Annotated in this window: 27 protein-coding genes; 17 read left to right on the top strand and 10 right to left on the bottom strand. The window is 69.8% G+C overall.

The window, feature by feature from the left end; translation table 11 throughout:
• The first annotated feature begins 19 nt into the window (after positions 1 to 19).
• The 4 genes from EPY72_RS13180 to EPY72_RS13195 all read left to right on the top strand — a co-directional run bounded on the left by EPY72_RS13180 (position 20) and on the right by EPY72_RS13195 (position 3,922).
• Positions 20 to 1,009, top strand: a complete 990-nt coding sequence (locus tag EPY72_RS13180) for an ABC transporter ATP-binding protein (protein WP_134671373.1) — start codon at positions 20 to 22, stop codon at positions 1,007 to 1,009.
• The gene (locus EPY72_RS13185; RefSeq protein ID WP_134671374.1) at positions 1,006 to 1,794 is read left to right on the top strand and encodes an ABC transporter permease; all 789 of its coding nucleotides are present in this window, start codon (positions 1,006 to 1,008) and stop codon (positions 1,792 to 1,794) included. The genes EPY72_RS13180 and EPY72_RS13185 overlap by 4 nt, the downstream gene beginning before the upstream one ends.
• A 55-nt stretch (positions 1,795 to 1,849) precedes the next feature.
• Positions 1,850 to 2,455 (top strand): NUDIX hydrolase, encoded by a 606-nt coding sequence (locus tag EPY72_RS13190; protein WP_135806710.1) that lies wholly within the window; start codon positions 1,850 to 1,852, stop codon positions 2,453 to 2,455.
• A gap of 183 nt (positions 2,456 to 2,638) precedes the next feature.
• On the top strand, positions 2,639 to 3,922 hold the full coding sequence (locus EPY72_RS13195; RefSeq protein WP_135806711.1) for a COG1470 family protein: 1,284 nt from the start codon (positions 2,639 to 2,641) through the stop codon (positions 3,920 to 3,922).
• Between the two features lie 30 nt (positions 3,923 to 3,952).
• Here the strand turns inward: EPY72_RS13195 and EPY72_RS13200 are convergent, their stop codons facing one another.
• The gene (locus EPY72_RS13200) at positions 3,953 to 4,390 is read right to left on the bottom strand and encodes an FxLYD domain-containing protein (protein ID WP_135806712.1); all 438 of its coding nucleotides are present in this window, start codon (positions 4,388 to 4,390) and stop codon (positions 3,953 to 3,955) included.
• Positions 4,391 to 4,484: 94 nt separating this feature from the next.
• Between EPY72_RS13200 and tgtA the strand changes: the two genes are divergently transcribed.
• The gene (gene tgtA / locus EPY72_RS13205; protein ID WP_135806713.1) at positions 4,485 to 5,960 is read left to right on the top strand and encodes a tRNA guanosine(15) transglycosylase TgtA; all 1,476 of its coding nucleotides are present in this window, start codon (positions 4,485 to 4,487) and stop codon (positions 5,958 to 5,960) included.
• A gap of 40 nt (positions 5,961 to 6,000) precedes the next feature.
• Here tgtA and EPY72_RS13210 read toward each other — a convergent pair whose 3' ends face one another.
• Positions 6,001 to 6,348 (bottom strand): hypothetical protein, encoded by a 348-nt coding sequence (locus tag EPY72_RS13210; RefSeq protein WP_135806714.1) that lies wholly within the window; start codon positions 6,346 to 6,348, stop codon positions 6,001 to 6,003.
• Between the two features lie 111 nt (positions 6,349 to 6,459).
• Here EPY72_RS13210 and arcS point away from each other — a divergent pair, with 111 nt between their 5' ends.
• Both arcS and EPY72_RS13220 read left to right on the top strand, forming a co-directional pair.
• A complete protein-coding gene (arcS, locus tag EPY72_RS13215) occupies positions 6,460 to 8,259 on the top strand; it encodes an archaeosine synthase subunit alpha (protein WP_135806715.1) in 1,800 nt (599 codons plus the stop codon).
• Between the two features lie 73 nt (positions 8,260 to 8,332).
• Positions 8,333 to 9,190 carry a GNAT family N-acetyltransferase gene (locus tag EPY72_RS13220; RefSeq protein WP_135806716.1) on the top strand — a complete coding sequence of 286 codons (858 nt, stop codon included), beginning with the start codon at positions 8,333 to 8,335 and terminating at the stop codon, positions 9,188 to 9,190.
• Here the strand turns inward: EPY72_RS13220 and EPY72_RS13225 are convergent.
• Entirely contained in the window at positions 9,187 to 10,365 is a 1,179-nt protein-coding gene (locus EPY72_RS13225; protein WP_135806717.1) for a hypothetical protein, read from the bottom strand. The two genes, EPY72_RS13220 and EPY72_RS13225, sit on opposite strands and share 4 nt — an antisense overlap.
• A gap of 1 nt (position 10,366) precedes the next feature.
• Positions 10,367 to 10,780 carry a MoaD/ThiS family protein gene (locus tag EPY72_RS13230; RefSeq protein ID WP_134671383.1) on the bottom strand — a complete coding sequence of 138 codons (414 nt, stop codon included), beginning with the start codon at positions 10,778 to 10,780 and terminating at the stop codon, positions 10,367 to 10,369.
• A 107-nt stretch (positions 10,781 to 10,887) separates the two neighbouring features.
• Between EPY72_RS13230 and EPY72_RS13235 the strand changes: the two genes are divergently transcribed.
• From EPY72_RS13235 to EPY72_RS13255, 5 genes are read left to right on the top strand one after another with little or no spacing between them, the layout of a single operon-like run.
• Positions 10,888 to 11,271 (top strand): DUF7971 family protein, encoded by a 384-nt coding sequence (locus EPY72_RS13235; protein ID WP_134671384.1) that lies wholly within the window; start codon positions 10,888 to 10,890, stop codon positions 11,269 to 11,271.
• A 2-nt stretch (positions 11,272 to 11,273) separates the two neighbouring features.
• Complete coding sequence (locus tag EPY72_RS13240) at positions 11,274 to 11,744, top strand: hypothetical protein (protein ID WP_134671385.1); 471 nt, start codon at positions 11,274 to 11,276, stop codon at positions 11,742 to 11,744.
• Between the two features lie 33 nt (positions 11,745 to 11,777).
• Positions 11,778 to 12,047: a ubiquitin-like small modifier protein 1 gene (locus EPY72_RS13245; protein WP_135806718.1), complete on the top strand. Its 270-nt coding sequence runs from the start codon at positions 11,778 to 11,780 to the stop codon at positions 12,045 to 12,047.
• Positions 12,048 to 12,317, top strand: coding sequence for a MoaD-like domain-containing protein (locus tag EPY72_RS13250; RefSeq protein ID WP_134671387.1), 270 nt, complete (start codon positions 12,048 to 12,050; stop codon positions 12,315 to 12,317). It begins immediately after the preceding gene.
• On the top strand, positions 12,314 to 12,679 hold the full coding sequence (locus tag EPY72_RS13255; protein ID WP_134671388.1) for a DUF8048 family protein: 366 nt from the start codon (positions 12,314 to 12,316) through the stop codon (positions 12,677 to 12,679). The genes EPY72_RS13250 and EPY72_RS13255 overlap by 4 nt, the downstream gene beginning before the upstream one ends.
• A 6-nt stretch (positions 12,680 to 12,685) precedes the next feature.
• Here EPY72_RS13255 and EPY72_RS13260 read toward each other — a convergent pair whose 3' ends face one another.
• The 3 genes from EPY72_RS13260 to EPY72_RS13270 form a co-directional block, all read right to left on the bottom strand.
• A complete protein-coding gene (locus EPY72_RS13260; RefSeq protein ID WP_135806719.1) occupies positions 12,686 to 13,966 on the bottom strand; it encodes a trans-sulfuration enzyme family protein in 1,281 nt (426 codons plus the stop codon).
• A gap of 169 nt (positions 13,967 to 14,135) precedes the next feature.
• Positions 14,136 to 14,621: a GNAT family N-acetyltransferase gene (locus tag EPY72_RS13265; RefSeq protein WP_134671390.1), complete on the bottom strand. Its 486-nt coding sequence runs from the start codon at positions 14,619 to 14,621 to the stop codon at positions 14,136 to 14,138.
• A gap of 270 nt (positions 14,622 to 14,891) precedes the next feature.
• The gene (locus tag EPY72_RS13270; protein WP_135806720.1) at positions 14,892 to 16,823 is read right to left on the bottom strand and encodes an aldehyde ferredoxin oxidoreductase family protein; all 1,932 of its coding nucleotides are present in this window, start codon (positions 16,821 to 16,823) and stop codon (positions 14,892 to 14,894) included.
• Positions 16,824 to 16,956: 133 nt separating this feature from the next.
• On the opposite strand from EPY72_RS13270, the gene EPY72_RS13275 reads away from it, so the two are divergent.
• From EPY72_RS13275 to EPY72_RS19990, 3 genes are all read left to right on the top strand, one after another.
• Complete coding sequence (locus EPY72_RS13275) at positions 16,957 to 17,379, top strand: VanZ family protein (RefSeq protein WP_134671392.1); 423 nt, start codon at positions 16,957 to 16,959, stop codon at positions 17,377 to 17,379.
• Between the two features lie 125 nt (positions 17,380 to 17,504).
• Complete coding sequence (locus EPY72_RS13280) at positions 17,505 to 18,590, top strand: archaeosine biosynthesis radical SAM protein RaSEA (protein ID WP_135806721.1); 1,086 nt, start codon at positions 17,505 to 17,507, stop codon at positions 18,588 to 18,590.
• Between the two features lie 169 nt (positions 18,591 to 18,759).
• Positions 18,760 to 18,885 (top strand): hypothetical protein, encoded by a 126-nt coding sequence (locus EPY72_RS19990; RefSeq protein ID WP_280177993.1) that lies wholly within the window; start codon positions 18,760 to 18,762, stop codon positions 18,883 to 18,885.
• Positions 18,886 to 18,997: 112 nt separating this feature from the next.
• On the opposite strand, the gene purQ is transcribed toward EPY72_RS19990, so the two are convergent.
• A complete protein-coding gene (gene purQ, locus EPY72_RS13285) occupies positions 18,998 to 19,675 on the bottom strand; it encodes a phosphoribosylformylglycinamidine synthase I (protein ID WP_135806799.1) in 678 nt (225 codons plus the stop codon).
• Positions 19,676 to 19,730: 55 nt separating this feature from the next.
• Positions 19,731 to 19,985: a phosphoribosylformylglycinamidine synthase subunit PurS gene (gene purS / locus EPY72_RS13290; protein WP_134671395.1), complete on the bottom strand. Its 255-nt coding sequence runs from the start codon at positions 19,983 to 19,985 to the stop codon at positions 19,731 to 19,733.
• Between the two features lie 155 nt (positions 19,986 to 20,140).
• On the opposite strand from purS, the gene EPY72_RS13295 reads away from it, so the two are divergent.
• Complete coding sequence (locus EPY72_RS13295; protein WP_135806722.1) at positions 20,141 to 21,097, top strand: formyltetrahydrofolate deformylase; 957 nt, start codon at positions 20,141 to 20,143, stop codon at positions 21,095 to 21,097.
• 10 nt (positions 21,098 to 21,107) lie between these two features.
• Here EPY72_RS13295 and EPY72_RS13300 read toward each other — a convergent pair whose 3' ends face one another.
• A complete protein-coding gene (locus EPY72_RS13300) occupies positions 21,108 to 22,178 on the bottom strand; it encodes a phosphoribosylaminoimidazolesuccinocarboxamide synthase (RefSeq protein WP_135806723.1) in 1,071 nt (356 codons plus the stop codon).
• 182 nt (positions 22,179 to 22,360) lie between these two features.
• On the opposite strand from EPY72_RS13300, the gene cofH reads away from it, so the two are divergent.
• Positions 22,361 to 23,746 carry a 7,8-didemethyl-8-hydroxy-5-deazariboflavin synthase subunit CofH gene (gene cofH, locus EPY72_RS13305; RefSeq protein ID WP_135806724.1) on the top strand — a complete coding sequence of 462 codons (1,386 nt, stop codon included), beginning with the start codon at positions 22,361 to 22,363 and terminating at the stop codon, positions 23,744 to 23,746.
• The last annotated feature ends 2 nt before the right edge of the window (positions 23,747 to 23,748 follow it).

Consider the following 23,748-nt stretch of genomic DNA (forward strand, 5'->3'; position numbering starts at 1 on the left):
CACGCGTAGGCCGGGTCGAATGACTGCTGCCATCGACGTCGAGAACCTTCAAAAGCGCTACGAGGACGTCCGGGCGCTGGACGGCGTCTCGCTGACGGTCCCCGAGGGGAGCTTCTTCGGACTGCTGGGTCCGAACGGCGCGGGCAAGACCACGTTCATCAACATCCTCGTCGGGCTCGTCCGCCGGACCGGCGGTCGGGCCGAGGTGTTCGGCCACGACGTCGAGGACGACTACCGGCGGGCCCGGGACGCGATCGGGCTCGCGCCCCAGGAGTTCAACGTCGATCGGTTCTTCCCGATCCGGGAGGTGCTCCAGCACAAGGCGGGCTACCACGGCATCCCGGAGTCGACCGCGGGCGAGCGCGCCGACGAGGTGCTCAGGCGGGTGGGGATCTACGACAAGCGCGACACCCGGTTCGACTGGCTGTCCGGCGGGATGAAACGGCGATTCATGCTCGCACGCGCGCTGATCACCGACCCCGACCTGCTGATCCTCGACGAGCCGACCGCGGGCGTCGACGTGCAGTTGCGCCACGACCTCTGGGACCTCATCACCGAGCTCAACGAGGGCGGGACCACCATCCTGCTCACCACCCACTACATCGAGGAGGCCGAGCGGCTCTGTGACGAGGTCGCGATCCTCGACTCGGGGCGTCTGCTCACCGTGGCGACCCCCGAGGAGCTGATGGACCGGGGTCCCGACCGGATCACCGTCACGCTCCGGGACGCGCCCGCGACGGTCCCCGACCTGCCGACGCTCGCGGCGGGCGAGCGCGAGGGCCGGATCGAGGCGGTCGAACTCGACGGCGACAAACTGGTCGTCACCGCCACGCGGGGCGGGCTGGTCGCGCCCGATCTGGTCCGGGCGCTCGACCGGGCGGGCCACGAGATCGTCGACTTCGACATCTCCCGGACCTCCCTCGAAGAGGTGTTCGTGGAGATGACCCGCGAGGGCGGTGGCGACCGGACCGCAGAGCCGGTCGCGGCCGACGGGGGTGAACTGCCGTGAGTCTGGTCTCCGGGCTGACGGGGTTCAAGACGCTCACCAAGCGCGAGATCCTGCGATTCCTCCGGCGGCCCCGCAACACGTTCGTGCCGCCGTTCGTGACCAACGTGCTCTACTTCGCGGTGTTCGGCGTCATCCTCGGCGACCGGGTGGGCGAGATCAGCCTCGCGGACGGCGACCCCGTCCCGTACATCCTGTTCATCCTGCCCGGGCTGGTGGTGCTGGGCGCCATCTCGAACGCCTTCGAGAACGCCTCGTTTTCGATCTTTCACGGCCGGTGGAACGAGTACATCGAGGAGACGCTGACGTCGCCGATGCCCTACTCCCGGATGGTCGCGGCGTACATCGTCGCGGGCGCGACCCGCGGGATCCTGGTGGGGTCGCTCATCGCGGTCATCGGCGCCTTTTTCACCTCGGTCGGGGTCGCCCGACCGCTCTACCTGCTCGCGTTCGGGCTGGTGGTGAGCCTGTTGTTTGCGAGCTTCGGCGTGGTCGTCGGGCTCTGGGCCGACGACTGGGACAACCTCACCATGATGAATCAGTTCATCGTCCGGCCGCTGGTGTTTTTCGGCGGCGTGTTCTACGCGGTCCGCGAGCTCCCGTCGCCGTACCAAGAGCTGTCGTTCCTGAACCCGATGGTGTACATGGTCAACGGCGTCCGGTACGGCTTTCTGGGCGTCTCGGAGGTCGACCCCGTCTGGTCGCTCGCGGTGCTGACGGGGCTGACCGCCGCGGTCGCCGGCCTCGACGTGGCGCTGTTCGAGCGCGGGTACGGCCTGACCGACTGAGGGGCCGTCGTCGGCAAGCGGTGGCTCTTTGCCGGCCCGCCACGACCTCTCGGGCATGTCCGACGACGAACGCGACGCTCGGGGCACCGACGGCGACGACCGCGATAGCGCCGACGCCGCCGACCCGCTCGCGTGGGAGAGCCTCGACGCCGAGGTGGCCTACAGCTGTCCGGGGTTCGACGTCCGGCGCGAGCGAGTCAGGCTCCCCGACGGCACCGAGACCAACTACGACTACCTCGCCGAACCGCCGAGCGTAGTCGTGCTTCCGTTCACGCCCGACGGGGAGGTCGTCGTCATCGAGGAGTGGCGACAGGCGGTCGGTCGGGTGAACCGCGGGCTCCCGGTCGGGGGCACCGAGCCCGACGACGACGATCTGTCGGCGGCGGCCCGCCGGGAACTCCGCGAGGAGACCGGCCACGAGGCCGAGGCCGTCGAGCGCCTCACCACCGTCGAGCCCGCGAACGGGGTCGCCAACAGCGTCCTCCACTTTTTCGTCGCCCGGGGCTGTACGCCGACCGCCCAACAGGACCTCGACGCCGACGAGTCGATTCGGGTCGCGACCACGACGATGGCCGACCTCCGCGAGCACGTCGCCGCCGACGAGGTCCGGGACGGTCGGACCACGTTAGGCGTCCTCTACTACGACGCGTTCGGTGAGTGAGGGTCGCGGCGCCGACCGCCCGACATCTCGGGGGTGTGACCGGTTCGGGCGGGTAATCAACGCCTGAACTACTTAGTCGTTAAACATATATGGGCGGGACGAATTGTTTCGAACGAGCAACTCCGCCGACGAGACCGCCCTCCACCCCGAGAGCGTCCGCGAGCGGAGTTGCAACCAACAGATATGAGATTCCGAGTACTTGCCATGATCGTGCTGGTCGTCGGCGCGGTGCCCGCCGCCACGGCGTCCGCCCCGTCGCCAGCCGACGCGACCGCCCTGAGCGACCGAGACGTATCGTCAGTCCAGGAGACCGCCTCCGAGGAGACAACGACAAACGACTCCGAGTCGGACTCCTCGGACTACCGCAACCTCTACGTCGAGAGCGACTACGACTACCCCGACCTCAAGCCCGGCGAGTCCACCGAGTTCACCGTCACGGTGAAGAACGGCGAGGACTCCGAGGTCGACCTCGACCCGCACGTCGTCGTGCCGCCGGTCGGCGAGAACCTCCTCAACGAGTCGTGGGTCACCATCGAGGGCGACTCGACGGTCGCGGCGGGCGGCGAGCAGGAGTTCAGCGTCACCGTCTCGGTGCCCGAGGACGCGGAGATCGGCCACTACCGCGGCCAGATCGCGTTCACCGACGAGACCGTGACCTACCCCGGTCGCCCCGAGCGTCCGGTCCACGCCGCGAGCCTCAGCGTCCGCGTCTGGCAGGAGCCGACCGTCGAGATCGTCTCCTCGACGTACCTCCGCGGACAGGTCGAAGCCGGCGACAGCGCGACCAAGCAGATCGTGATCGAGAACACCGGCGAGCAGGCGGTCCCGCTCAGCCCGCAGTTCGGCGACGAGCGCAACCGACGCTACGGCGGTAGCTCCTCGAAGATCGACCCCGCGTGGGTCGACATCGAGGCGCCGTCGAGCATCGACCCCGGCGAAACCGCGACGGTGAGCGTCACCGTCTCGCCGCCCGAGGACGCCGAGAGCATGCGCTACCGCGGCAACCTCGACCTCGGTCTGAAGGACCCGAACCGCGCCGACGACCGCGGCTACTGGCAGGAGATCAGCATGAACTTCGAGGTCTGGAACCAGCCCGAGCAGGCGTTCGAGACCTCCTTCGACGTGAGCGAGGACGCCGAGAACGTCACGCTCACGCTCTCTCCGCGCACCGCGATGTACGGGTCGAGCTCCGACGACCCCGCGAACTTCGAGGTCACCTTCGTCAAGCCCGACGGCACGACCGTCACGGCCGAGCGCGTGCAGGTGACCGACCGCGGGTCGGTCGACCTGAGCGAGACCAACAACCCCGACGTCGAACAGCAGGGCGAGTACGGCGTCCGGAGCGGCGCACAGGAGTTCGTCTACCGGATCGACGATCCCGAAGCCGGTAGCTGGGACCTGCAGGTCATGCCCGAGAACGTGATCGGGTTCGGCTACGAGATCGTCCGCAACGAGAGCGCAGAATAGCGGCTCCGCGGTCTTTTCTCTTCGGTGGGGCTACTCGCCGGTCTCGACGGTTAGCTCGTAGTCCGCGACCGCGCGGGCGTCCTCGCCGGTCGCCGGGTAGACGAGCTCGAACGACCACGAGCCGCCGGGCGAGAGCTCCGAGACGCTCGCGTTCGCGGCGTCGAGCGCCTCGCCGTCCTCGTCTTCGAACGTCGCGGTGACGGTCGCCTCCGCCACCGTCTCCTCGGTCGGATTGTGGAGGGTCCCGACCACCCTCGCGAGCTCGCTCTCCGAGCCCTCGTTCGAGCGGACGAGGTCGTCGTTCTCCAGTTCGAGCGCCGGCTCCGGGGCGGCGGTGGTGGTCGAAGCCGTCGTCTGGGTGTCTGTCTCGGTCTCGACTTCGGTCGCGTCGCCGTCGTCGCCGAGGCGGCCGCCACAGCCGGCGAGCGCGCTCGCGCCGACGGCGCACAGGAGGGCACGGCGTCGCATAGGCGATCCAATACATCCGTCCCTCATAAGGGTTGTCGAGACGGACCGGCGGCGAACGGAACCCTTACCCGCCCGCTCGGGCTACCCGAAGCCGATGACCAGAGAGCACTTCGAGATCCGCGACCAGGACGGGCTGGGTCGCATCGGCGAGCTCGCGGTCCCGCGGGCGGACGTGACCGTCGAGACGCCGGCGCTGTTGCCCGTCATCAACCCCCACCTGCGGACGGTCGAGCCCTCGCGGCTCCGGTCGGAGTTCGGCGCGGAGATACTCATCACCAACTCCTACATCTTCTACGGGAGCGACGACTACCGCCAGCGGGCGCTCGACGAGGGGCTCCACGAGGTGCTCGGATTCGACGGCGCGATCATGACCGACTCGGGGTCGTTCCAGCTGGCCGAGTACGGCGAGATCGACGTGACGACCCCCGAGATACTCCGATTCCAGCGCGAGGTCGGGAGCGACATCGGAACCCCGGTCGACGTCCCCACGCCGCCCGACGCCCCTCGCGAGCAGGCCGACGAGGAGCTGGCGACCACTCAGGAGCGGCTCGAAGTCGCCGAGGGGGTCGACGTCGGCGAGATGCTCGTCAACGCGCCGGTTCAGGGGTCGACCTACCCCGACCTCCGCGAGCGGGCCGGTCGCCACGCCGCGGCCACCGACCTCGACGTGTTCCCGGTCGGCGCGGTGGTCCCGCTGATGAACGACTACCGGTACGCCGACATGGTCGACGTGATCGCGGGCGCCAAGCGCGGACTGGGTCGGGACGCGCCGGTCCACCTGTTCGGCGCCGGCCACCCGATGATGTTCGCGCTCGCGGTCGCGATGGGGTGTGACCTGTTCGATTCGGCCGCCTACGCGCTGTACGCCCGCGACGACCGGTATCTCACCGTCCGGGGGACCGAGCATCTCGACGACCTCGAGTACTTCCCGTGTTCGTGTCCGGTCTGTGCCGACCACGAACCGGCGGACCTCCGGGCGCTCGGGGACCGCGACCGCGAGCGACTGCTGGCCGAGCACAACCTCCACGTCACCTTCGAGGAGATCCGCACCATCAAGCAGGCCCTGCGGGCGGGCGATCTCCTCGAACTGGTCGAGACCCGCGCTCGGGCCCACCCCGCGATGCTCGACGGCTACCGGGCGCTGACCGACCACGCCGACCTCCTCGAACGCGAGGACTCGGCGTCGAAGGGCGCCTTTTTCTACCTCTCGGGCGAGAGCGCCCGCCGGCCCGAAGTCCTGCGCCACCGCGAGCGACTCGCGCGCCTCTCGCTCGACCCCGGCGACAGCGTCCTCCTCACGGAGGGCGGACCGAGCGACCGCTACGACGAGTCGTGGCGGGTGCTCGCACCGTTCGGACCGTTCCCGCGCCACCTCTCGGAGACCTACCCCCTGACCGCGGAGGTGCCCGAACGGATGGACGCCGAGGGACACCGGTCGGCCGCGAAGGGAGTCGCCCGACTCGCCGAGGCCAACCCCGAGACGGAGTTCACGCTCGCACACCACGACTGGCCCGAGCGCGCGCTGGCGGCCGTTCCCGACCGCGTGGCGACCGTCGACCTCGCGGAGTGAGGCGGTCAGGACCGCCGACGGCGTCGTCGAAGGATCGTCGTTACTCCCCCGCAGAGCCCCCCAGAACGAAGCTGTCGATCGGCACGGCCGGCGGCTCGAAGGTGACGACGACCCCCGTCCACGCGCCCGCGACCCCGAGGATGACGATCGCCCGGCCGAGCGCGCCGATCCCGCGGAACCACGCTCCGACGCGCCGGCCGAATCGGCTGGCCGCGACCGGTCCCGTCGCGGCCGCCCACGAGACGACCCCGATACCGAACCACACAAGCGAGACTCGTCCGGCCTCGTAGAGGTCGAAGGCTGGCGAGAGCGCGACGAGCGCCACCGTCCACGACGGCGCCAGGCGGCGGGACTCGCCGGACCCGGCGTCGGGGCGGTTGTCGGCCATCAGATCGACCGTCGCACGTCACCGACCTAACTGTTTTGCCACGTCCCACCGGCCGTTCGACGCGCGGCGTGTCTCGCAAGATAGTTGCGTCTCGCCCCCCGACCGGACGGTATGACCGACTACTTCGAGATTCACCGTCGGGACGGCCCGGCGCGGATCGCCGAGTTGCGCCTCGCCGAGCCGGTGACGACGCCGGCGATCGCGGAGGCGGAGCCCCGCTCGGCCGACGGGCCGCCCGGCGGTCGCCGGGGAACCGTCGCCGTCGCCGACGCCGGCAGTCTCTGGACCGCCGACCGCGACCTGCCGGAGGGCAACGACGACGCACTGACCGTCCTCCCGCACCGGGGGTTCCCGAGCGGGACCGACGAGGCCGTGATGGACTCGTTCGCGGTCGAGTACCCCGACGTCGACTACCCGAGCGCGGCGGTCGTCGCGCCCGAGACTGCCGGCGACTACGGGACCGACGCCTACGTCGCCTCGGGCGCACAGGGCTTTGTCGGCCACGGCGCGGGGTTCAAAGACGCCGTCGTCGAACTCCGCGAGTCGATCCCCGCCGACAGCGCGCTCTACCTGCCCGGCGTGGCGACGCCTGCGAACGTGGCGACGCTGGTCTACGCGGGCGTCGATCTGGTCGACGCCGACCGGGCGGTCGTCGCGGGGACACAGGGCAAGTACCTCACCACCGAGGGGACCCACTACCTCGAGGACCTCTCGGAACTGCCCTGCGCGTGTCCGGCCTGCCGGACGCCCGTCTCGGAGTTCACCCGCGCCGACTGCGCCGAGCACAACGAGAACGCGCTCCGGGCCGAACTCGGCGTCGTCCGCGAGCGCATCCGGGCGGGCCGACTCCGCGACTACGTCGAGGGGCAGGCCCGTCACGACCAGTGGCTCACCGCCGCGCTCCGGGAGTTCGACCAGCAGTGGTCGTACCTCGAACAGCGCGCGCCGGTGGTCCGGGACGCCGAACTCGCGGTTGCGACCGAAGACACCCTGCGGCGGGTCGAGATCCAGCGGTTCGCCGAGCGCGTGACGACCCGGTATCGCAACCGCTTCGACAACCCCCTCGTGTTGGTGCCCTGTTCGGCGACCAAGCCGTACAGCGACTCCCAGAGCCACGGCCAGTTCCACGACGCGATCCAGTTCCGGGGCCACACCGTCTCGATGACCTCGCCGATCGGCGTCGTCCCCCAGGAACTCGAACTCACCTACCCGGCCCAGCACTACGACGCGGTGGTGACCGGCCGGTGGTCCGAAGACGAAACGGCGTTCGTGGCGTCGGTACTCCGGCGGTACCTCGAACGAAACGACTACCCGCGGGTGATCGCCCACGTCCCGCCGGAGGGGTACCGTGAGGTCTGTGAGCGCGTCGAGGCCGACCTCGGCGTGGAGTTCGAGTACACGGTCGAAGACCACCCCACGACGACCGAGTCGCTCGGCAACCTGATGCGGACTCTCGACGGCGAACTCAAGTACGGCAAGCGCGAGCGCCAGCACAACACGGTGAAGGCGATCGCCGACTACCAGTTCGGACCGGGCGCGGGCGACGCGCTCTTCGAGGAGATCCGGACCGAGAGCCGCTACCCCAAGCTCCGGGTGCAGGATCGGGACGGCGTCCAGCTCGCGGCGATGGTGCCCCAGTACGGCGTGCTCTCGTTCACCCTCGCGGGCGCGCGCCGGTGGGTCGACTCGGAGGCGCCCACCAAGCGGGTCGAGATCGACGCGTTCGCGCCCCACGGGAGCGTGCTCGCGCCGGGAGTCGTGGACGCCGACGACGACGTCAGGGTCGGCGACGAGGTCGTCATCGAGGGCCCCGAAGCGTTCGCTGTCGGGCGCGCCGAGATGTCCGGCCCGGAGATGTCCGAGAGCACCCGCGGGATCGCCGCCAACGTCCGCCACGTCGAGGAGAAGTAGCCCGCGAAGCGGGCCCGTGCTCGGGCGTATCGCCCCAATACCCATGCCGATCGGCGGCGTAGCCACCGGCGACATGGGAACGACGCAACTGGAGTTCGACAGCGACGTGGAACGTCGCGTCTACGAGTACGTCGAGGTCCGCGGGGCGGCCGCCCGCGAGGAGGTCCGGGACGCGGTCCGGGTCGCGGAGACGCCGGGCGCGAAGCCGCCCCGGTCGGGAATCGAGTCGGCGACCCGGCTCTCGGTGCCGGCGTGCAACGAGCACATCGACGAACTGCTCGACGACGGGGCGCTGGCCGAGCGCGACGGGACCCTCTACGTCTCGCCCGACGCCGGGACCGACCGCCACGAGACCGACGAGTTCGAGTACGTCGTCCGCCCCGCCGACGAGCGCGACCGGGCGGCGGTCGCCGACCTCATCCGATCGGTCGCCGCCGAGGGGGCCATCGTCGTCGACGAGCGCGTGGCCGACGCCGTCGAGCCCCGCTCGACGAACCGCCGGACGCGGTCCGACGCCCCGACCGACCGCGAGGGCGCGCTGATCCGGCTGAACGACCGGGAGTCGCGGATGTTCTTCGTCGCCGAGATCCCGGGCGAGGAGGACGCGGCCGACGAGACGATCGGGTGGGTCAACGTCCACGGGTTCGAGCTTCCGGCCCGAGAACACACCGCCGAGCTCACCGTCGGCGTCGCCCCCGAGTACCGCGAGCAGGGGGTCGGCGGGGCGCTCCTCGAACGCGGGATCGCGTGGGCCGACGACGCCGGCTGTCTCAAGGTGTACCAGAGCATCCCGGCGACCAACGAGGAGGCCCTCGACCTGCTCGAAACCCACGGCTGGGAGCGGGAGGCGACCCGGGCGGACCACTACCGGATCGACGGCGAACTCGTCGACGAGGTCCAGCTCGCGACCCGCCTCGACGAGTCGGATTAGCGCTCGGCGAACACGCCGCCGATCAGAGACGCGAACAGGAGCGCACCGGCCAGCGCGCTCGCCCGGCCGGCGGTCACCGCGCCGGTCGACCCCGCTATCGCCCCCGAAAGCTCGGCGGCCAGTCCCGCGCCGACCAGCCCGATCGACGCCAGCGCGGTCCGGTCGGACGCCCCGGGAAACGAGCCCACCGTCGGCGGGTAGAACTGGTAGGTCGCCCCGACGATCGTCAGCCCGAGAAACCCAAGCGCGTTGAGCCGGAAGTGGACCGCCGTCAGCCCGCCCGCGACCCCGGCGAACGCGAAGTGAACCCCCAGCCCGACCCCCGCGAGCCCGCAGACGCCCCCCGCGAGCGGGCCGTACAGCCCGACCCGCCGGCGCTCGGATCGGGCGAACAGCCCGGCGTAGGCGGCCCCGAACCCGATCACGGCGACCGCTTCGAGCACCGCGCCGACCCGGAACCACGCCCCGCCGTAGAAGTGCCACGCGAGCACTCCGGGGCCGAGCGCGCCCGCGGGGAGGACGACCGCGACCAGCGCGCGCGGGGGCGCGGCCACCAGAAACCGCGGGAACAGCCGGAAGCCGACCGCGAACACCAGCAGGGCGGCGACGCCGGCCGCGAGCAGGTGGGCGGTCGGCGCGGCCCCGAGCGCCATCGGCCGCGGGCCGCCGACGCGGGTCGCCAGCGTGGCGTAGCTCCCCGCCAGCAGGTACGCGAGCGCGACCGGCACGAACGCGTTGGCGTACCGGTCGACCGACTCGCGGTGGGCGTTCGGGCCGCCGGTCCCCGTCTCGCGGCCCGTGGGGTTGTCCCGGAGCGTCCACGCGAGCGCGCCGACGAACACCGCGACCCCGCCGGCCCACAGGACCGCGCCCGCGACCCCGACCCAGTCGGGGACGCCGGCGAGCGGTTCGACCGCGAGACAGCCGGCGGCGAGCGCCGCGAGCGGGAGGTGGATCGCGGGCGCGGCCGGGGTCGCGAGCGTCCGGTCGAAGTACGACGGCACCAGCGAGTAGGCCTTCCCGAACACCGCGTGGAGGACGAACCCGTAGACCGCGAGTACGACGCAACTCCGACGGGGCAGGCCGGCGAGCGCGGCCGCCTGCCACGCGACCAGATAGCCGGCGCTCGCCGCGAGGAACCGCCGGGCCCGTCGGGACACCGCGTCGGCGGCCATCCTAGCAGCAGAAGATGAACGGGTACATCAGCGAGACCCGGTCACCGTCCGAGAGCTCGGTGTCGAGCCCCGCGAGGTGTTCGTTGAAGGTGCCGTCGATCGCCACCCGGGCGTACTGGCGGGTCTGCTCGCCCTCGGGGTTCTTGTGCCACGTCCCCGGGAGCTCGTCGGGCGGGTCGGCCCAGCCGTCGGTGGTCGCTTCGTCCTCGGTCTCGGCGATGAGCAGGTCTTTCACGTCGTACGCCTCGAAGAACGCCTCGAGGAGCGCCCGGAGGGTCGTCCCCTCGAAGGTGAACTCCAGTCCGGCCGCCCCGACCGCCTCGCGGACGTGGCCGGTACAGCGCACCTCGACGGTGGTCGTCTCGTGGGTCTCGCCGGTCGGCCGCTCGGCGCCGCGCTCGGTCGTAGTGGTCATAGTTGTGGCTACGTGAGCCACGGGGGAATAGGACCTTCCGAACATGTTCGGACGGATCCGGAGCGATCTGCCGTACCTATTTCAGCGACCAGCCACAACCACCGGACATGGACGAGATCTCGCTCACGCTACCCGAGGCGATCGTCGAATCGCTCCCGTCCGACGGCGACGACGCGGCCCGTGACATGGAGGAGGCGGTCGCCGGGTGGGAACGCCGGCTCAACCGCGCCATCGCGGCCGCCGACGCCGACGACGACGCCGCGGCCGCGGTCGTCGACGCCCTCGAACGGTTCGAGAACCGCTTCGAGCAGTACGACGACTTCGTGGCCGAACTCCGGGCGTGGGGCCAGTCGCCGATCTACGCGATGGCGTGGCGCGACCTGATGGGAGCGCTCGCCCGACAGCTCTACGACCACGAGGACCTCGGCGAGCGCATCGACCGCGAGCGCCACGCGCGGCTGGTCAGCGACGGCATCCGGTTCGGCGACTGAGGATGGGCGACCCCGACGGCGACGCCCCGAAACCGCTGGATCGGGTCCGGCGCGCGAAGGCCCGCCCGAGCGCCGACCGGTGGCTCGACGGCGGCGCCGTCGCGGCCGGGATGGTCGCCGCGCTCGGCCCGCAGGTGGTTCCCTCGATTCTGTTCGCCGCGAGCGTCCCCGAGACCGTCCTCACCGCGACGGCCGGGCTGACGGCGCTTTGCGTCCCGCTCGGGGGCGTCGTCGCGGGACGGCTCGGCGGCCCGGGTCGGGAACGGGGCGCCCGCCACGGGGCGGTCGCGCTGGTCGCGTCGACGCTCGCGGCGGCCGGGACCGCGGTCCTGCTGGTCGGCCCCTCGGTGCTTTCGATTCCGTTCGCGGGGCTCGCGCTCGCCGACTGGCTGGCGCCGGGCGTCGCGGCCGCCGGCCTCGCGGGCGGGGCGGTCGGCGCGCTCGGGGCGGGCCGGCGTCGTCCCGACGACTGAGGGTTTATGTCCGGGGCGGCGCAACCGTTCCCCATGGACGTGGAACTGCGGTTTTTCGCCACCTTTCGGGAGGCCGTCGGACAGAAAGTGCTCGAACGCGAGGTCGAGCCGGGAACCACGGTCGGGGAGGTGCTCGACGACCTCGTGGCCGAGTACGACCTCGACGTCTACGAGGACGGCGACATCAGATCGCAGGTGTCGGTGATGAAAAACGGGACGGACGTCTACCACCTCGACGGGATCGACACCGCGCTGGCCGACGGCGACGCGGTGAGCGTCTTCCCGCCGGTCGCGGGGGGATAGATGCGGGTCGAGAAGTCGTTTCGCGGCATCTCCGAGCGACTCGCGCGCCGGTACCTCTCGAACCTCGGCGGCGAGATCGAGGGCGGGGACCCCGAAGGCGACGGCGACGTGATCGCCGACGAGTGGCGCGCGAGCCTCTCCTCGGAGAAGGTCTCGATCGGCCCGTCGGTCAAACTGACCGAGGTGACGGTCGTCTTCGAGGGCGACGCGGAGCGCCTCGACGACCTCGTCGAGGCCTTCTCCCAGAAGGCGATGCGCGCGGGGGGATGACCGAGGACAACCCCGTCGAGGGGCAAGTGCTGGTCCTCACGGCCGCGAAGGCCAGCGTCGACGGCCGGCGGTTGCCCGAGCTGGTCGCGGCGGGCCGGCGGGCGGTCGAGCCGCGGGTCGACGAGTTCCGGCGCCGGTTCGAGTGCGTCCACGAGGACGACGTCCGGGCGGTCTTTCTCGCGCCCGAGGGGTTCTGGGCGGAGGTCGGCGAGGCGCTCGGGTGGTCGCGGCGCGAACACGAGGCGGTCGCGCGCGCCCACGCCGAGCAACTGCTCAGGGTCGGCGGTCGCGAGGACCGCCGCGAGGAGTTCGAGACCGCCCTCGACCTGCGGGCGGCGGTCGTGGTCGGCGCCGACGCGTAGGCGGCGTCAGTCCATCGACGCCGAGGCCTCGGAGGGGTCGGCGTCCCGGGGGTCGGTTTCCGCGGCGTCGATCGCCTCGAAGCCGCGTTCGAGGTCCGCGAGCAGGTCTTTCGGGTGTTCGACTCCGACCGAGACCCGCAACAGCGTGTCCGTGATACCCAGTTCGGCGCGCTCCTCGGCGGGGAGCGGCGAGTGGGTCATGCTCGCGGGGTGTTCGATCAGGCTCTCGACGCCGCCGAGGCTCACCGCGAGGGTGAACGCCTCTAGGGCGGCGACGAACCGCTCGACGTCGGCGAGGTCGCCGTCGATCTCGAACGACAGCACCCCGCCGTAGCCGTCCATCTGGTCGGTCGCGAGGTCGTGTTGGGGGTGGGCGTCGAGTCCGGGGTAGTGGACGGCCCCGACCCGTTCGTGGGAGTCGAGGTACGCCGCGACCTCCGCGGCGTTGGCCTCGTGCTGGCGCATCCGCATCGGGAGCGTCTTCAGCCCGCGCAACACCATGTAGGCGTCGAACGGCGCCATCACGTTGCCCATCCCGACCTGCTGGAGGAACCCGATCTCCTCGGCGTAGGCGTCGTCCGAGAGGACCGCGACGCCGCCGAGCGAGTCGCTGTGGCCGTTGATGTACTTGGTGGTGCTGTGGACGACCACGTCGGCGCCGAGTTCGAGCGGCCGCTGGAAGTACGGCCCCATGAAGGTGTTGTCGACCCCGAGCAGGGCGTCGTGGTCGTCGGCGACCGCGGCCATCTCCTCGATGTCACAGAGCCGCAACAGGGGGTTCGTCGGCGACTCCATCCAGAGCAACGCGGTGTCGTCGGTGGTCGCCGCCCGCACCGCCTCGGGGTCGGTCGCGTCCACGAACTCCACCGCGACGTTCAGCCTGTCGCGAAACAGCTCTTTCAGCATCGTGTTGGTGCCGCCGTAGAGGTCCTCGAACGCGACGATCCGGTCGCCGGGTTCGACCGCGGCCATCACGCTCGCGACGACCGCGCTGGTGCCCGAGGCGAACGCCATCGCGTGGTCGCCGCCTTCGAGGGCCGCGACGCGCTTCTCGACGGCGTGGCGGGTCGGGTTCGACAGCCGGGTGTAGAGAAACTCGTCGGCGTCGGGGTCGAGGTCCTCGAGCGCGGTGTCCATGTCGATGCCGTCGACCGCGTACGTCGACGCGAGGTGGATCGGCGACGTGACGTCGCCGACGCCGTTCGAGAGGTCGGGCTCCTCGCCGTGGGTCACCGCGAGCGTTTCGAACCGCCGGCCGTCCTCGCCCGAGAAGTTGTCAGGGCTCATGCGTAACACTCTCACGGTATCACGACCCGCCATATTATTCCTTCGACTATTTAATGCACTGAAAGAATGTGTGCGAGCCAGAGATAACCGTGGAGAATACCGGCGGTTTTCGCCGGGACGAGCGGGGAAATTTCAGCGGTCAGCGCGGTCGGATGGAACTCGCGCGCGGTCACCGCGCCTTCGCGTAGACGTTTTCGGTTCGGGTCGTCCCGTCGAGTCTGGTCTCTGCCTCGTCGGTCTTCTCGAAGCCGCGTGACTCGTAGAAGGCCTTGCCGATCTCGTTGTCGGCCAGCACCATCGCCTGCAGGCGCTCCATCCCCATCTCGGTCAGCCGCTCCTCCATCGCCTCCAGCAGGGCGGTGCCGATCCCCTCGTTCCACCGGCCGGGACGGACGTACAGACGCAGGATGTCGCCCTCGGTGTCCCGGGTCGCGCCGTGACAGAATCCGACCACCTCACGGTCTTCGACCGCCACCAGACACACCTGCTCGTCGTCGCCGATGAGTCGGGTCATAGTCTCGTCGGCGTACCACGCCGAGACCGCGTCGTCGACGACCGACTCCGGGACCGCGTCGGCGTACGCCTCGGTCCACGCCTCCCGGGCGACCGACCGGACGGTCGAGACGTCTCGTTCGCTCGCTTCGCGAATGTCCATGCGAAAAGATAGCACGCAAGGTGGATTAGCAGTAGCGGTCGGTTTCGCGGGTGGACGTGACCGAGCGAAGACGAATCGCGAATCCGACAGCGAGCGACGCGACCACACGGGCAACTGTACCGCGAGCGGCCCAAGCGAGGACCGTCGGGAAGAGCGCCGTGTCTGCGTGAACGGAGTGAACGCAGGCTCGGGAAAGCGAAACTCTCCCGGCGTTTTTGGTCGAGCGTTTGCAACGGCGCGGCGCTCGTGTCCTGCCCTTGCAAACGGTCGCTAGTCGTCGCTCGGAGCGGCCGCGCCGCCGGAGCTCACGCCGGTGCCCGGGCCGACCTCGATGCCGAGCTCGTCGAGCTTCTCGTCGGGGACGACGCCGTCCTCCCAGTCACGCACCTCGTAGTACTCCGCTTTGAGCTGGTCGAGTTCGACGAGCGCGCCCTCGGAGCCGCCCTGTCCTGGGATCGCCTTGGGATCGCCCTCGACGAACCGGGCGGGCAGGTCGTCGTCGCTCCCGTCGAAGCCGACGAGGTTGTTGTAGTAGCGTTCGAGGTTGTAGATGCGCTCGCCGGCTTCCAGCAGGTCGTCCTCGGTCACGTCGAGGCCGGTCATCCCGCTGTACTGGAGCACGTACTCCTCGATGCCCTCCGCGAAGGCGTTGAACTTACAGATGTCGAACGAGTCGCTGATCGCGTGGAGGTCCTGGAAGGTCGCACAGAGTTCGCCCTTCCCCTCGGGCTCGCTCGGGTCGACCTTTTCGGGGATGCCGAGGATCTCGGCCGCCGGGGTGTACCCCCGGAGGTGGCAGGCGCCGCGGTTCGAGGTGGCGTAGCCGATCGCCATCCCCTTCATCGCTCGCGGGTCGTAGGCCGCCATCGTCTGGCCCTTCACGTCGAGGGACATGTCCGGGTCGCCGAACTCGGCGGCGGCCCGACCGGCGCCCTCCGCCAGCGTGTCCGGGAGGCCGTCCTCGCGGTGGGCGATGCGCTCGATCATCTCGATCATGGTGTCGGCGTCGCCCCAGTCGAGGCCCTCCTCGATGTGGCCTTCCTCGGTCGCCTCCATCGCCATCGCCATCGTGTTGCCCACGTCGATGGTGTCGACGCCCATGTCGTTACACCGGTCGATCATCATCGCGACCTTGTCGCGGTCGTCGCTCATCGAGTTCGGGCCGAGCGCCCACGCCGACTCGTACTCGTAGGACTCCATCCGGACGTTGTGGTCCTCGCCCTTGTGGTGGACGTCGACCTCGACCTCCTTCTTGCACGCGACCGGACACGAGTGGCAGGTCGGTTCGTCGACCAGGATGTTCTCCCGGACGTTCTCGCCCGAGACGTTCTCGGCGTCGATGTTCGGCGCCGAGTCGTCGCCCTCCTGCTCGCTGTGGGTCGAGGTGTACTGGGCGTTCCGCGTCGGCAGTCCGTCCATCTCCTCGGTGAGGTTCATCAGGACGTTGGTGCCGTACATCGACAGTCCGCCCTCGTTCGGGGCCGTGACGTCCGACTCCTGGATCACCTGCATCGCCTGCTTGTGGCCCTCCTGGAACGTCTCCTTGTCGGCGGGCTTGGGCATCTTGGTGCCGGACTTGACCACGACCGCCTTGAGGTTCTTCGAGCCCATCACCGCGCCGGTGCCCCCGCGGCCCGACGCTCGGTCGTCCTCGTTGATGATACAGCCGTACCGGACCTGATTCTCGCCGCCGGGGCCGATCGCCATCACCGAGACGTTCTTGCCGACCTCGCCGTCAACCTCCTCGCCGAGGTGGTCGATCGTGTCGTGGATACCGGTCCCCCAGAGGTGCGAGGCGTCCCGGAGCTCTACCTCGCCGTCTTCGACGTAGGCGTACACCGGCTCGTCGGCCTTCCCCTCGAAGAGGAGGCCGTCGAAGCCGGCCCACTTGAGTCGCGCGCCCGACCAGCCGCCGTGGTGGGAGTCGGTGACGGTGTTGGTGAGCGGGGACTTGGTGACGATCGCGATCCGTCCGCTCATCACGGTCTGGGTCCCCGTGAGCGGCCCGTTCATGAACGCGAGCAGGTTGTCGGGTCCGAGCGGGTCTACGTCCGGCCCCTTGTCGAAGAGGTACTTCACGCCGAGGCCTCGCGCGCCGATGTACTTGCGCGCGTCCTCGTCGTCGATGCTCTCGTAGTCGACGCCGGCCTCGGTCAGATCGACTCTCGCAACGTTGTCTTGGAATCCGCCTAAATCAGTCATAAGTAACGTCGTACGCTTATATTGGGCCGCAAGTGAGTTAGTCATTGCCGTGTGGCCGTAACTGGAACCGGTTACGCCGGGGTGGGGTCGTCGACCGCCGTCTTTTACTTGCGGTCCCGAGAACGTCTCGCCGATGCGATTCGAATCACTGGGACCGCCCGGGTGGGTTCGCTGGCTCGGTGTCGCGGTCGTCGCCGGCGTCCTGTTCTACGGGTCGGTACTCGACGCGCCCGGTTCGGGGCTGTCGCCGCTCGGTCCGTTCGGCACGTTCGGCCTCGACAAGTGGCTCCACGGTCTCGGGTACGCGGCGCTGGCGGCCGCGCTGGCGTCGGCGCTGGCGGCCGACCGGAGCGCGCTCGTCGCGGCCCTGCTGGCGGCCGCCATCGCGGTCGCGTACGGCGTCGGCATCGAGTTCGTTCAAGCGTCGATCCCCGAGCGGTCCTTTTCGGTCGGCGACATGGCGGCCGACGCCGTCGGCGCGGTGCTCGCGGTCGTCTGCTGGCGCCTCGCGGTCGGCGGCCTGCGGCGCTTCGAGTCACCCCCATCGGAGGGCTGAGGAGACGACTCGGACGCGCTGAACCGTCGACGAGTCGCGGTCCCGACGGCCGTTCGGGGTTTCGGGGTTGCGAGGCCGTCGGGGACCCGAAGCCGATTTACGCCCCCGACGACTACTCGTGGCCAATGAGCGAACCGAGTCCGGAGGTCTACGAGCAGGGCCGGGGGATGGACGCCCACAACGAGGTGATGCGCTCCATTCGCGCCCAGAAGGACAAAACGTACGACCCGCACGAGCCGACCCGGGTCTGGATCGACGAGGACCGGACGCCCGGCGGCGTCTACCAGAGTCTCACCATCATCCTCAACACCGGGGGCTGTCGGTGGGCGCGGGCGGGCGGTTGCACCATGTGTGGCTACGTCGCCGAGTCGGTCGAGGGCGGGTCGGTCGCCCACGACGCGCTGATGGACCAGATCGACGCCTGTCTGGCCCACGAGCGCGACCAGATCGAGGCCGGGGAGGCCGACGGCGAGTCGGGGCTCGTCAAGATCTACACCTCCGGGTCGTTTCTCGACGAGCGGGAGGTCGGAGCCCAGACCCGGCGGGCCATCGCCGAGACGTTCGCCGACCGCGAGCGCATCGTGGTCGAGAGCCTCCCGGACTTCGTCGACCGGGCGAAGATCGAGGACTTCACCGAACGGGGCCTCGACACCGACGTCGCGATCGGACTCGAAACCGCGACCGATCGGGTGCGCCACGACTGCGTGAACAAGTACTTCGACTTCGAGGACTTCGTCGAGGCGAGCGAACACGCCGAGGCGGCCGGCGCGGGGATCAAGGCCTACCTCCTGATGAAACCGCCGTTCCTCTCCGAATCCGAGGCCGTCGCGGACATGAAATCGTCGGTCCGGCGGTGTGGCGAGTACGCCCACACCGTCTCGATGAACCCCACGAACGTCCAGCGCTACACCATGGTCGACGAACTGTACTTCCGGGACGGCTACCGCCCGCCGTGGCTCTGGTCGGTCGCCGAGGTGCTCGAAGACACCGCCGACGCCGACGCCATCGTGGTCTCGGACCCGGTGGGCCACGGCTCGGATCGCGGCCCGCACAACTGCGGGGACTGTGACGACCGGGTCCAGAAGGCGATCAAGGACTTCGACCTCCGGCAGGACCCCTCGGTGTTCTCGGAGGTCTCCTGCGAGTGCGAGGCGACGTGGGAGGCGGTTATGGAGCGCGAGACGAGCTACAGCCTGCCGCTGGCGCGGTAGCGCGCCGCTCGACCCCGGTTCAATCTACAATTCTGCATCCTAAGACGACCGTACCGCCCGGATACGCTCCGGATAACAAAGGTGGCGTCGCTCCTTGGAGACGCCCGGGGGTGGCACATCCGGGGCGTCCCGGCGACCGACCGGTCGCCGGTCCGATGTGCGGACGACTATGTCACATGGACGGAGCGACTACGAGACGATCTTCTGCTCGAACGGCTGGATAGAGATACGAAACCGCGAGGAGACCGACGACCAGTGGATCGCGAGCGACGCGCCGATCGAGATAGAGCGATGACGGTCACGGCCGGGCCAATCTCGTCGTGGTCGCTCGTCGTGCTCGTCGGCTGGGTGCTGGTCGTGGCGTTCGTCTGGCTGTTGCTCTTCGCGCACGGCCGCCAGTCGCCGGGCTAGGCCTCGAACCCGCGGAGGACGCCCTGTCCGTCGGTCTTCCCGACGTCGGGGAGCGTGATGCGCTCGGGGTGGGGCATCAGCACGGCCACGTTCTCGCGCTCGCCGAGCACGCCCGCCACGTTCTCTTTCGACCCGTTGGGGTTGGCCGCGGGCGTCACCGCGCCGTCGGCCTCGCAGTATCGGAAGAGCACGCGGTCCTCGTCGTTCAGCGTCGCGAGCCGGTCGTCGGTGACCTCGAACCGGCCCTCGCCGTGGGCGATGGGAAGTTCGATGACTTCCCCTTCCTCGTAGGCGGCGGTCCACGGCGTGTCGGCGTTCTCGACCCGGACGGTGACCCGCTCGCACTGGAACCGCGCGGAGGCGTTCGTGGTGAACGCCCCGGGCGTGAGCCGCGACTCGGAGCCGATCTGGGCGCCGTTGCAGACCCCGAGCACCGGCGTCCCGTCGGCGGCCGCTTCGCGGACTTCGGCCATCACGGGGCTGTTCGCGGCGATCGCGCCAGCCCGGAGGTAGTCGCCGTACGAAAAGCCCCCGGGGAGCAGAATGCCCGAGGCGTCGTCGGGGATGCCGTCCTCGTGCCAGACGAGTTCGGCGTCGATTCCGAGATGGTCCAGCGCGCGCTCGGCGTCGCGGTCGCAGTTACTGCCCCCGAACTGGACGATGGCGACCGTCACGCGGATCGCCTCCCGTGGCATCCGCAGACGGTCGGCGTCGGATGGGTCGGGACAGTCATTCGCGGGGCTCGACCTCCACGGCGTAGTCGTGGATGGTCGGGTTCGCCAGCAGGCGCTCGGCCATCTCGTCGGCGCGGTCGGCCGCGTCGTCGGCCGACTCGGCGTCGAGGTCGAGTTCGAACCGGTCGGCCGAACGCAGGCTCTCTAACTCGAAGCCGAGTCGCTCTAAGGCCTGCTTTGTGGTCTCGGCCTCGGGGTCGAGGACGCCCTGCTTGAGGCGCACGGTGACCGTGGCGGTGTAGCCAGTCATCGTCGGAAAGTGGTCGTCCATGCTCAAAAGCTCTTTTGGAATCCGTGTTCGTTCCACGAACGTGGATACCTCCCGGCCAGTGTTGCGTCGAGCCGCCGGCTTTTATCTCCGAGACGCCTACGCCACCCACCAATGGCTGTCCAGTCGGTGGTACGATGACCGAGACCGAACTGACCGAAATCACCGTCGTCGGCGACGACGACACCGGGCTGATCGCCCGCGTCACGACCCTCCTGTTCGAGCGCGGGATCAACATCGAGGACCTCGATCAGGCGGTTCGCGACGACCTGTTCCGGATGACGATGCGGGTCGACGCCTCGGACGCCGAAGTCGACCGCGAGCGCCTCCGAGCCGACCTCCGCGAACTGGGACGGGACCTCGAGGTGGACGTGCGGGTCCGGTACCCCTCCGAGCGGGAGGCCCGCCGGCTGGCGGTGCTGGTCACGAAGGAGTCTCACTGTCTCGAACGCATCTGTGAGGCGGTCGCGTCGGGCGAACTCGACGCCGAGATCGGCGTCGTCGTCGGCAATCATCCGGACCTCCGGCCGGTCGCCGAGGCGTACGACGTCCCGTTCCACGACGTGGGCGACGCCGACGGCAACCCCGACGAGGACGAACTGCTCGACCTGCTCGCGGAGTACGACGCCGATCTCGTGGTGCTGGCCCGCTACATGCGCATCCTCGGGCCGAACGTCGTCTTCCGGTACGAGGGTCGGATCATCAACGTCCACCCGAGCCTACTGCCGGCGTTCCCCGGCGCGAAGGCCTACCGGCAGGCCAAGGAGGCCGGCGTCCGGGTCGCCGGCGTGACCGCCCACTACGTGACGACCGACCTCGATCAGGGGCCGATCGTCGCCCAGCGCGCGTTCGACGCGCCCGACGATGCGACCGTCGAGACGCTCAAGCGCCGCGGTCAGCCCCTCGAAGCCGACGTGTTGCTCGAAGCGGTCCGGCTCCACCTCAACGACGACGTGGCGATCCACCGCGGGCGGACCGAACTGCGCGGCGACGCCGACGACTACCAGCTCGGGATGGGGCCGGCGCTCGACCGGGCGACCCCCGACGCGCCGACCGACGACGGGCTGGCCGACCCCGACCCCGCCGACGACTGAGCGTTCGGACTCAGAGTTCGCGCACCGCGGCGACCGCCTCGTCGAGCGGCGGCGCGTCGAACAGTTCTCGGCCGACGTAGGCGTTCGTCCCCGCGGCGTACAGATCGCTGGCGGCCGCGATGATTTCCTCGGCGAGAGGCTCGGGGCCGTTCTCGCACAGCGACTTCCAGTCGGCGAGCCCCCGGGACTTGGCGGTCGCCTTCGCCTCCTCGACCGCCTCGACCCACTCGAGCTGGGTCCGCTTGTGGTACTGGCGGAGAAACTCCTTGCTGACCTGCTGGCCGTGGAAGGTAAAGCGGTTCTCGTCGAACGTCCCCACGACGTCGGCGACCCGGATCTCGCCGTCGAAGTAGAGACACTCGATCTTGCCGTCCTCGTGGGTCAGCTCTGCGGTCGCCGCTCGCTCGGTTACGACGCGGTTGACCTCGCGGGCGACCGATTCGAGCTCCTCGACGTCGGCCTTGCCCGCGAGCCGGTCGGCCTCCCGCCGGGAGAGGTAGCGGTCGCTCTCCTCGTACTTGGTCGAAAACTCCACGAGCGGCTCTTCGAGCTGGACGACGCCGTCGGGCCACTCCTCGAAGTCGAGGCCCACGTCGCTCGGCTCGGCCCGCCGGCGCAGGCTCGACCCCACCGGAACGCTGTTCCGGAAGACGACCTCCAGCGGGACGAGGTAGTTGTCCCCCGCCGCGGCGTGGTAGGCGTCGTAGTCGTACTCCCGGCCGGTCCGGGGCAGGTCGGGCACCTGCGTGAGGTCGATCGCCATCTCTGTCGGCGGCTCGTCTGTCTCGTCGAGGGCGACGACCTCGCGGTCGTCTCGCGGGTCGTCGCTCCCCGCTCGGTCGTCCGAGGCGCGTCGCGCCTCGCTGACGACGCCCCGGTAGTGGGTCGGGACGCCCTCGGCTTCGAGCAGTTCGAAGTTGCGCGCTCCCATCGAACAGAGGCTCGCGCCCTTCCGGGGGATCTCGTCGGGCATCTTGCCCCAGTCGAACACCGAGTAGTCGTCGGTGAAGACGAACGCGCCCGTCCCGAGCGCGTTCGGCGAGGGTTCGTCCTCGACGCGGAACTCCTTGACGCTCGTCACGCCGACCGCCTCCGCGGCTCTTGCATACGGTCCAGATGCCGGCGGTCGGACTAAGGCGTTTCCATTTTTGTGCGTATATTTTGCCGGAACGCCGCGAGGAGTATGCGCGTCCGTGCATTGGACCGACGGCGGCCCTGCCGTAACCCGGCGGTTTTTACTGCTCGGTCCCGTCGTTTCCGACGATGGCAGCCGATGCCCGGACCAACGTCCCGCGCGAGCAGTTCGACTTCGAGTGCGTCCCCGAGACCGACCGGTCGTTCGAGTCGGCGCTGGCGGCGGCTCGCGACGGCGACCGGCTCACCGTGGCCGACGCCGTGGAGTTGCTGACCACCGGGACCGACAGTCCGGGCGTCGACCTCGCGCGCAAAGAGCGCGTGCTCGAGGCGGCCGACCGCCGCCGGGCCGAGGTCGTGGGCGACGAGGTCACGTTCGTCGCGAACCTCAACAACAACGTCACGACCGCCTGCAACACCGGGTGTCTGTTCTGCAACTTCAAGGATACGGCTCGGGACTTCGAAGCCGACAGCGACGCCGACCACGGCGGGTTCACCAAGACGCCCGCCGAATCTCGCGAGATCGTGACCGCCGCCCGGGAACTGGGGGTCTACGAGGTCACGTCGGTCAGCGGCCTCCACCCCGCGCTTGCGCTCGACGACGAGCACCGCGAAATTCTGGAGGCCAGCGACCGCGGCGACCTCAACTACAAGCCGCCCGCCGCCTACGAGACCGATCCCGGGACCTACGTCGACCAGCTGGCGGCGATGAGCGTCGACGGCGTCCACCTCCATTCGATGACGCCCGAGGAGGCCTACCACGCCCGCCGGGGCACCGACTGGTCCTACGAGGAGGTGTACGGCCGGCTCGCCGACGCCGGCCTCGACAGCGTGCCCGGTACCGCCGCCGAGATCCTCGTCGACGAAGTCCGGGGCGTCATCTGTCCGGGAAAGATCGGGAGCGACGAGTGGGTCGAGGCGATGGAGGCGGCCGCCGCGGTCGGACTCGACACCACCGCGACGATCATGTACGGTCACGTCGAGAACGAGGCCCACCGCGCGCGACACCTGAAACGGATCCGGGACCTCCAGGATCGGACCGGCGCGATCACGGAGTTCGTCCCCCTCTCGTTCGTCCACGCGAACACGCCGCTTGCCGACCGGGGGATGATCGACGCCGGCGCGACCGTCCACGAGGACGAACTCATGATCGCGGTCTCGCGGCTCTTTCTCGACAACGTCGAGAACGTCCAGTCGTCGTGGGTCAAGTACGGCGACGAGCAGGGGCTGAAGATGCTCTCGTGTGGCGCGAACGACTTCATGGGCACCATCCTGAGCGAGGAGATCACCAAGCGCGCCGGCGGGGAGTTCGGGGAGTTTCGATCGTTCGCCGAGTACGTCGAGATGATCACCGCGATCGGGCGGACGCCAGTCGAGCGCTCGACAGACTACCGGACGCGGCGGGTCATCGACCCCGAGGACCCGCCGTTCGGCCCGGAGCTCGCGCCCGCGGCCGACGGGACGCCGCTGGCGGCCGACGCCGACGCGGCCCCCGAGACGGTCGCGGACGATTGACC

Source organism: Halorussus marinus (assembly GCF_004765795.1).
Taxonomy (GTDB): Archaea; Halobacteriota; Halobacteria; order Halobacteriales; family Haladaptataceae; genus Halorussus; species Halorussus marinus.

Bases quoted from the DNA above. Each gene is read 5' to 3' on its own strand.
- EPY72_RS13265 (WP_134671390.1), bottom strand. From the start codon at position 14,621: ATGGACATTCGCGAAGCGAGCGAACGAGACGTCTCGACCGTCCGGTCG.
- EPY72_RS13195 (WP_135806711.1), top strand. From the start codon at position 2,639: ATGAGATTCCGAGTACTTGCCATGATCGTGCTGGTCGTCGGCGCGGTG.
- EPY72_RS13295 (WP_135806722.1), top strand. From the start codon at position 20,141: ATGACCGAGACCGAACTGACCGAAATCACCGTCGTCGGCGACGACGAC.
- purS (WP_134671395.1), bottom strand. From the start codon at position 19,985: ATGACTGGCTACACCGCCACGGTCACCGTGCGCCTCAAGCAGGGCGTC.
- EPY72_RS13255 (WP_134671388.1), top strand. From the start codon at position 12,314: ATGACCGAGGACAACCCCGTCGAGGGGCAAGTGCTGGTCCTCACGGCC.
- tgtA (WP_135806713.1), top strand. From the start codon at position 4,485: ATGACCAGAGAGCACTTCGAGATCCGCGACCAGGACGGGCTGGGTCGC.
- EPY72_RS13210 (WP_135806714.1), bottom strand. From the start codon at position 6,348: ATGGCCGACAACCGCCCCGACGCCGGGTCCGGCGAGTCCCGCCGCCTG.
- cofH (WP_135806724.1), top strand. From the start codon at position 22,361: ATGGCAGCCGATGCCCGGACCAACGTCCCGCGCGAGCAGTTCGACTTC.
- EPY72_RS13275 (WP_134671392.1), top strand. From the start codon at position 16,957: ATGCGATTCGAATCACTGGGACCGCCCGGGTGGGTTCGCTGGCTCGGT.
- EPY72_RS19990 (WP_280177993.1), top strand. From the start codon at position 18,760: ATGTCACATGGACGGAGCGACTACGAGACGATCTTCTGCTCGAACGGC.
- EPY72_RS13240 (WP_134671385.1), top strand. From the start codon at position 11,274: ATGGGCGACCCCGACGGCGACGCCCCGAAACCGCTGGATCGGGTCCGG.
- EPY72_RS13230 (WP_134671383.1), bottom strand. From the start codon at position 10,780: ATGACCACTACGACCGAGCGCGGCGCCGAGCGGCCGACCGGCGAGACC.
- EPY72_RS13220 (WP_135806716.1), top strand. From the start codon at position 8,333: ATGGGAACGACGCAACTGGAGTTCGACAGCGACGTGGAACGTCGCGTC.
- EPY72_RS13280 (WP_135806721.1), top strand. From the start codon at position 17,505: ATGAGCGAACCGAGTCCGGAGGTCTACGAGCAGGGCCGGGGGATGGAC.
- EPY72_RS13250 (WP_134671387.1), top strand. From the start codon at position 12,048: ATGCGGGTCGAGAAGTCGTTTCGCGGCATCTCCGAGCGACTCGCGCGC.
- EPY72_RS13180 (WP_134671373.1), top strand. From the start codon at position 20: ATGACTGCTGCCATCGACGTCGAGAACCTTCAAAAGCGCTACGAGGAC.
- EPY72_RS13235 (WP_134671384.1), top strand. From the start codon at position 10,888: ATGGACGAGATCTCGCTCACGCTACCCGAGGCGATCGTCGAATCGCTC.
- EPY72_RS13260 (WP_135806719.1), bottom strand. From the start codon at position 13,966: ATGAGCCCTGACAACTTCTCGGGCGAGGACGGCCGGCGGTTCGAAACG.
- EPY72_RS13245 (WP_135806718.1), top strand. From the start codon at position 11,778: ATGGACGTGGAACTGCGGTTTTTCGCCACCTTTCGGGAGGCCGTCGGA.
- EPY72_RS13200 (WP_135806712.1), bottom strand. From the start codon at position 4,390: ATGCGACGCCGTGCCCTCCTGTGCGCCGTCGGCGCGAGCGCGCTCGCC.
- arcS (WP_135806715.1), top strand. From the start codon at position 6,460: ATGACCGACTACTTCGAGATTCACCGTCGGGACGGCCCGGCGCGGATC.
- EPY72_RS13270 (WP_135806720.1), bottom strand. From the start codon at position 16,823: ATGACTGATTTAGGCGGATTCCAAGACAACGTTGCGAGAGTCGATCTG.
- EPY72_RS13225 (WP_135806717.1), bottom strand. From the start codon at position 10,365: ATGGCCGCCGACGCGGTGTCCCGACGGGCCCGGCGGTTCCTCGCGGCG.
- EPY72_RS13190 (WP_135806710.1), top strand. From the start codon at position 1,850: ATGTCCGACGACGAACGCGACGCTCGGGGCACCGACGGCGACGACCGC.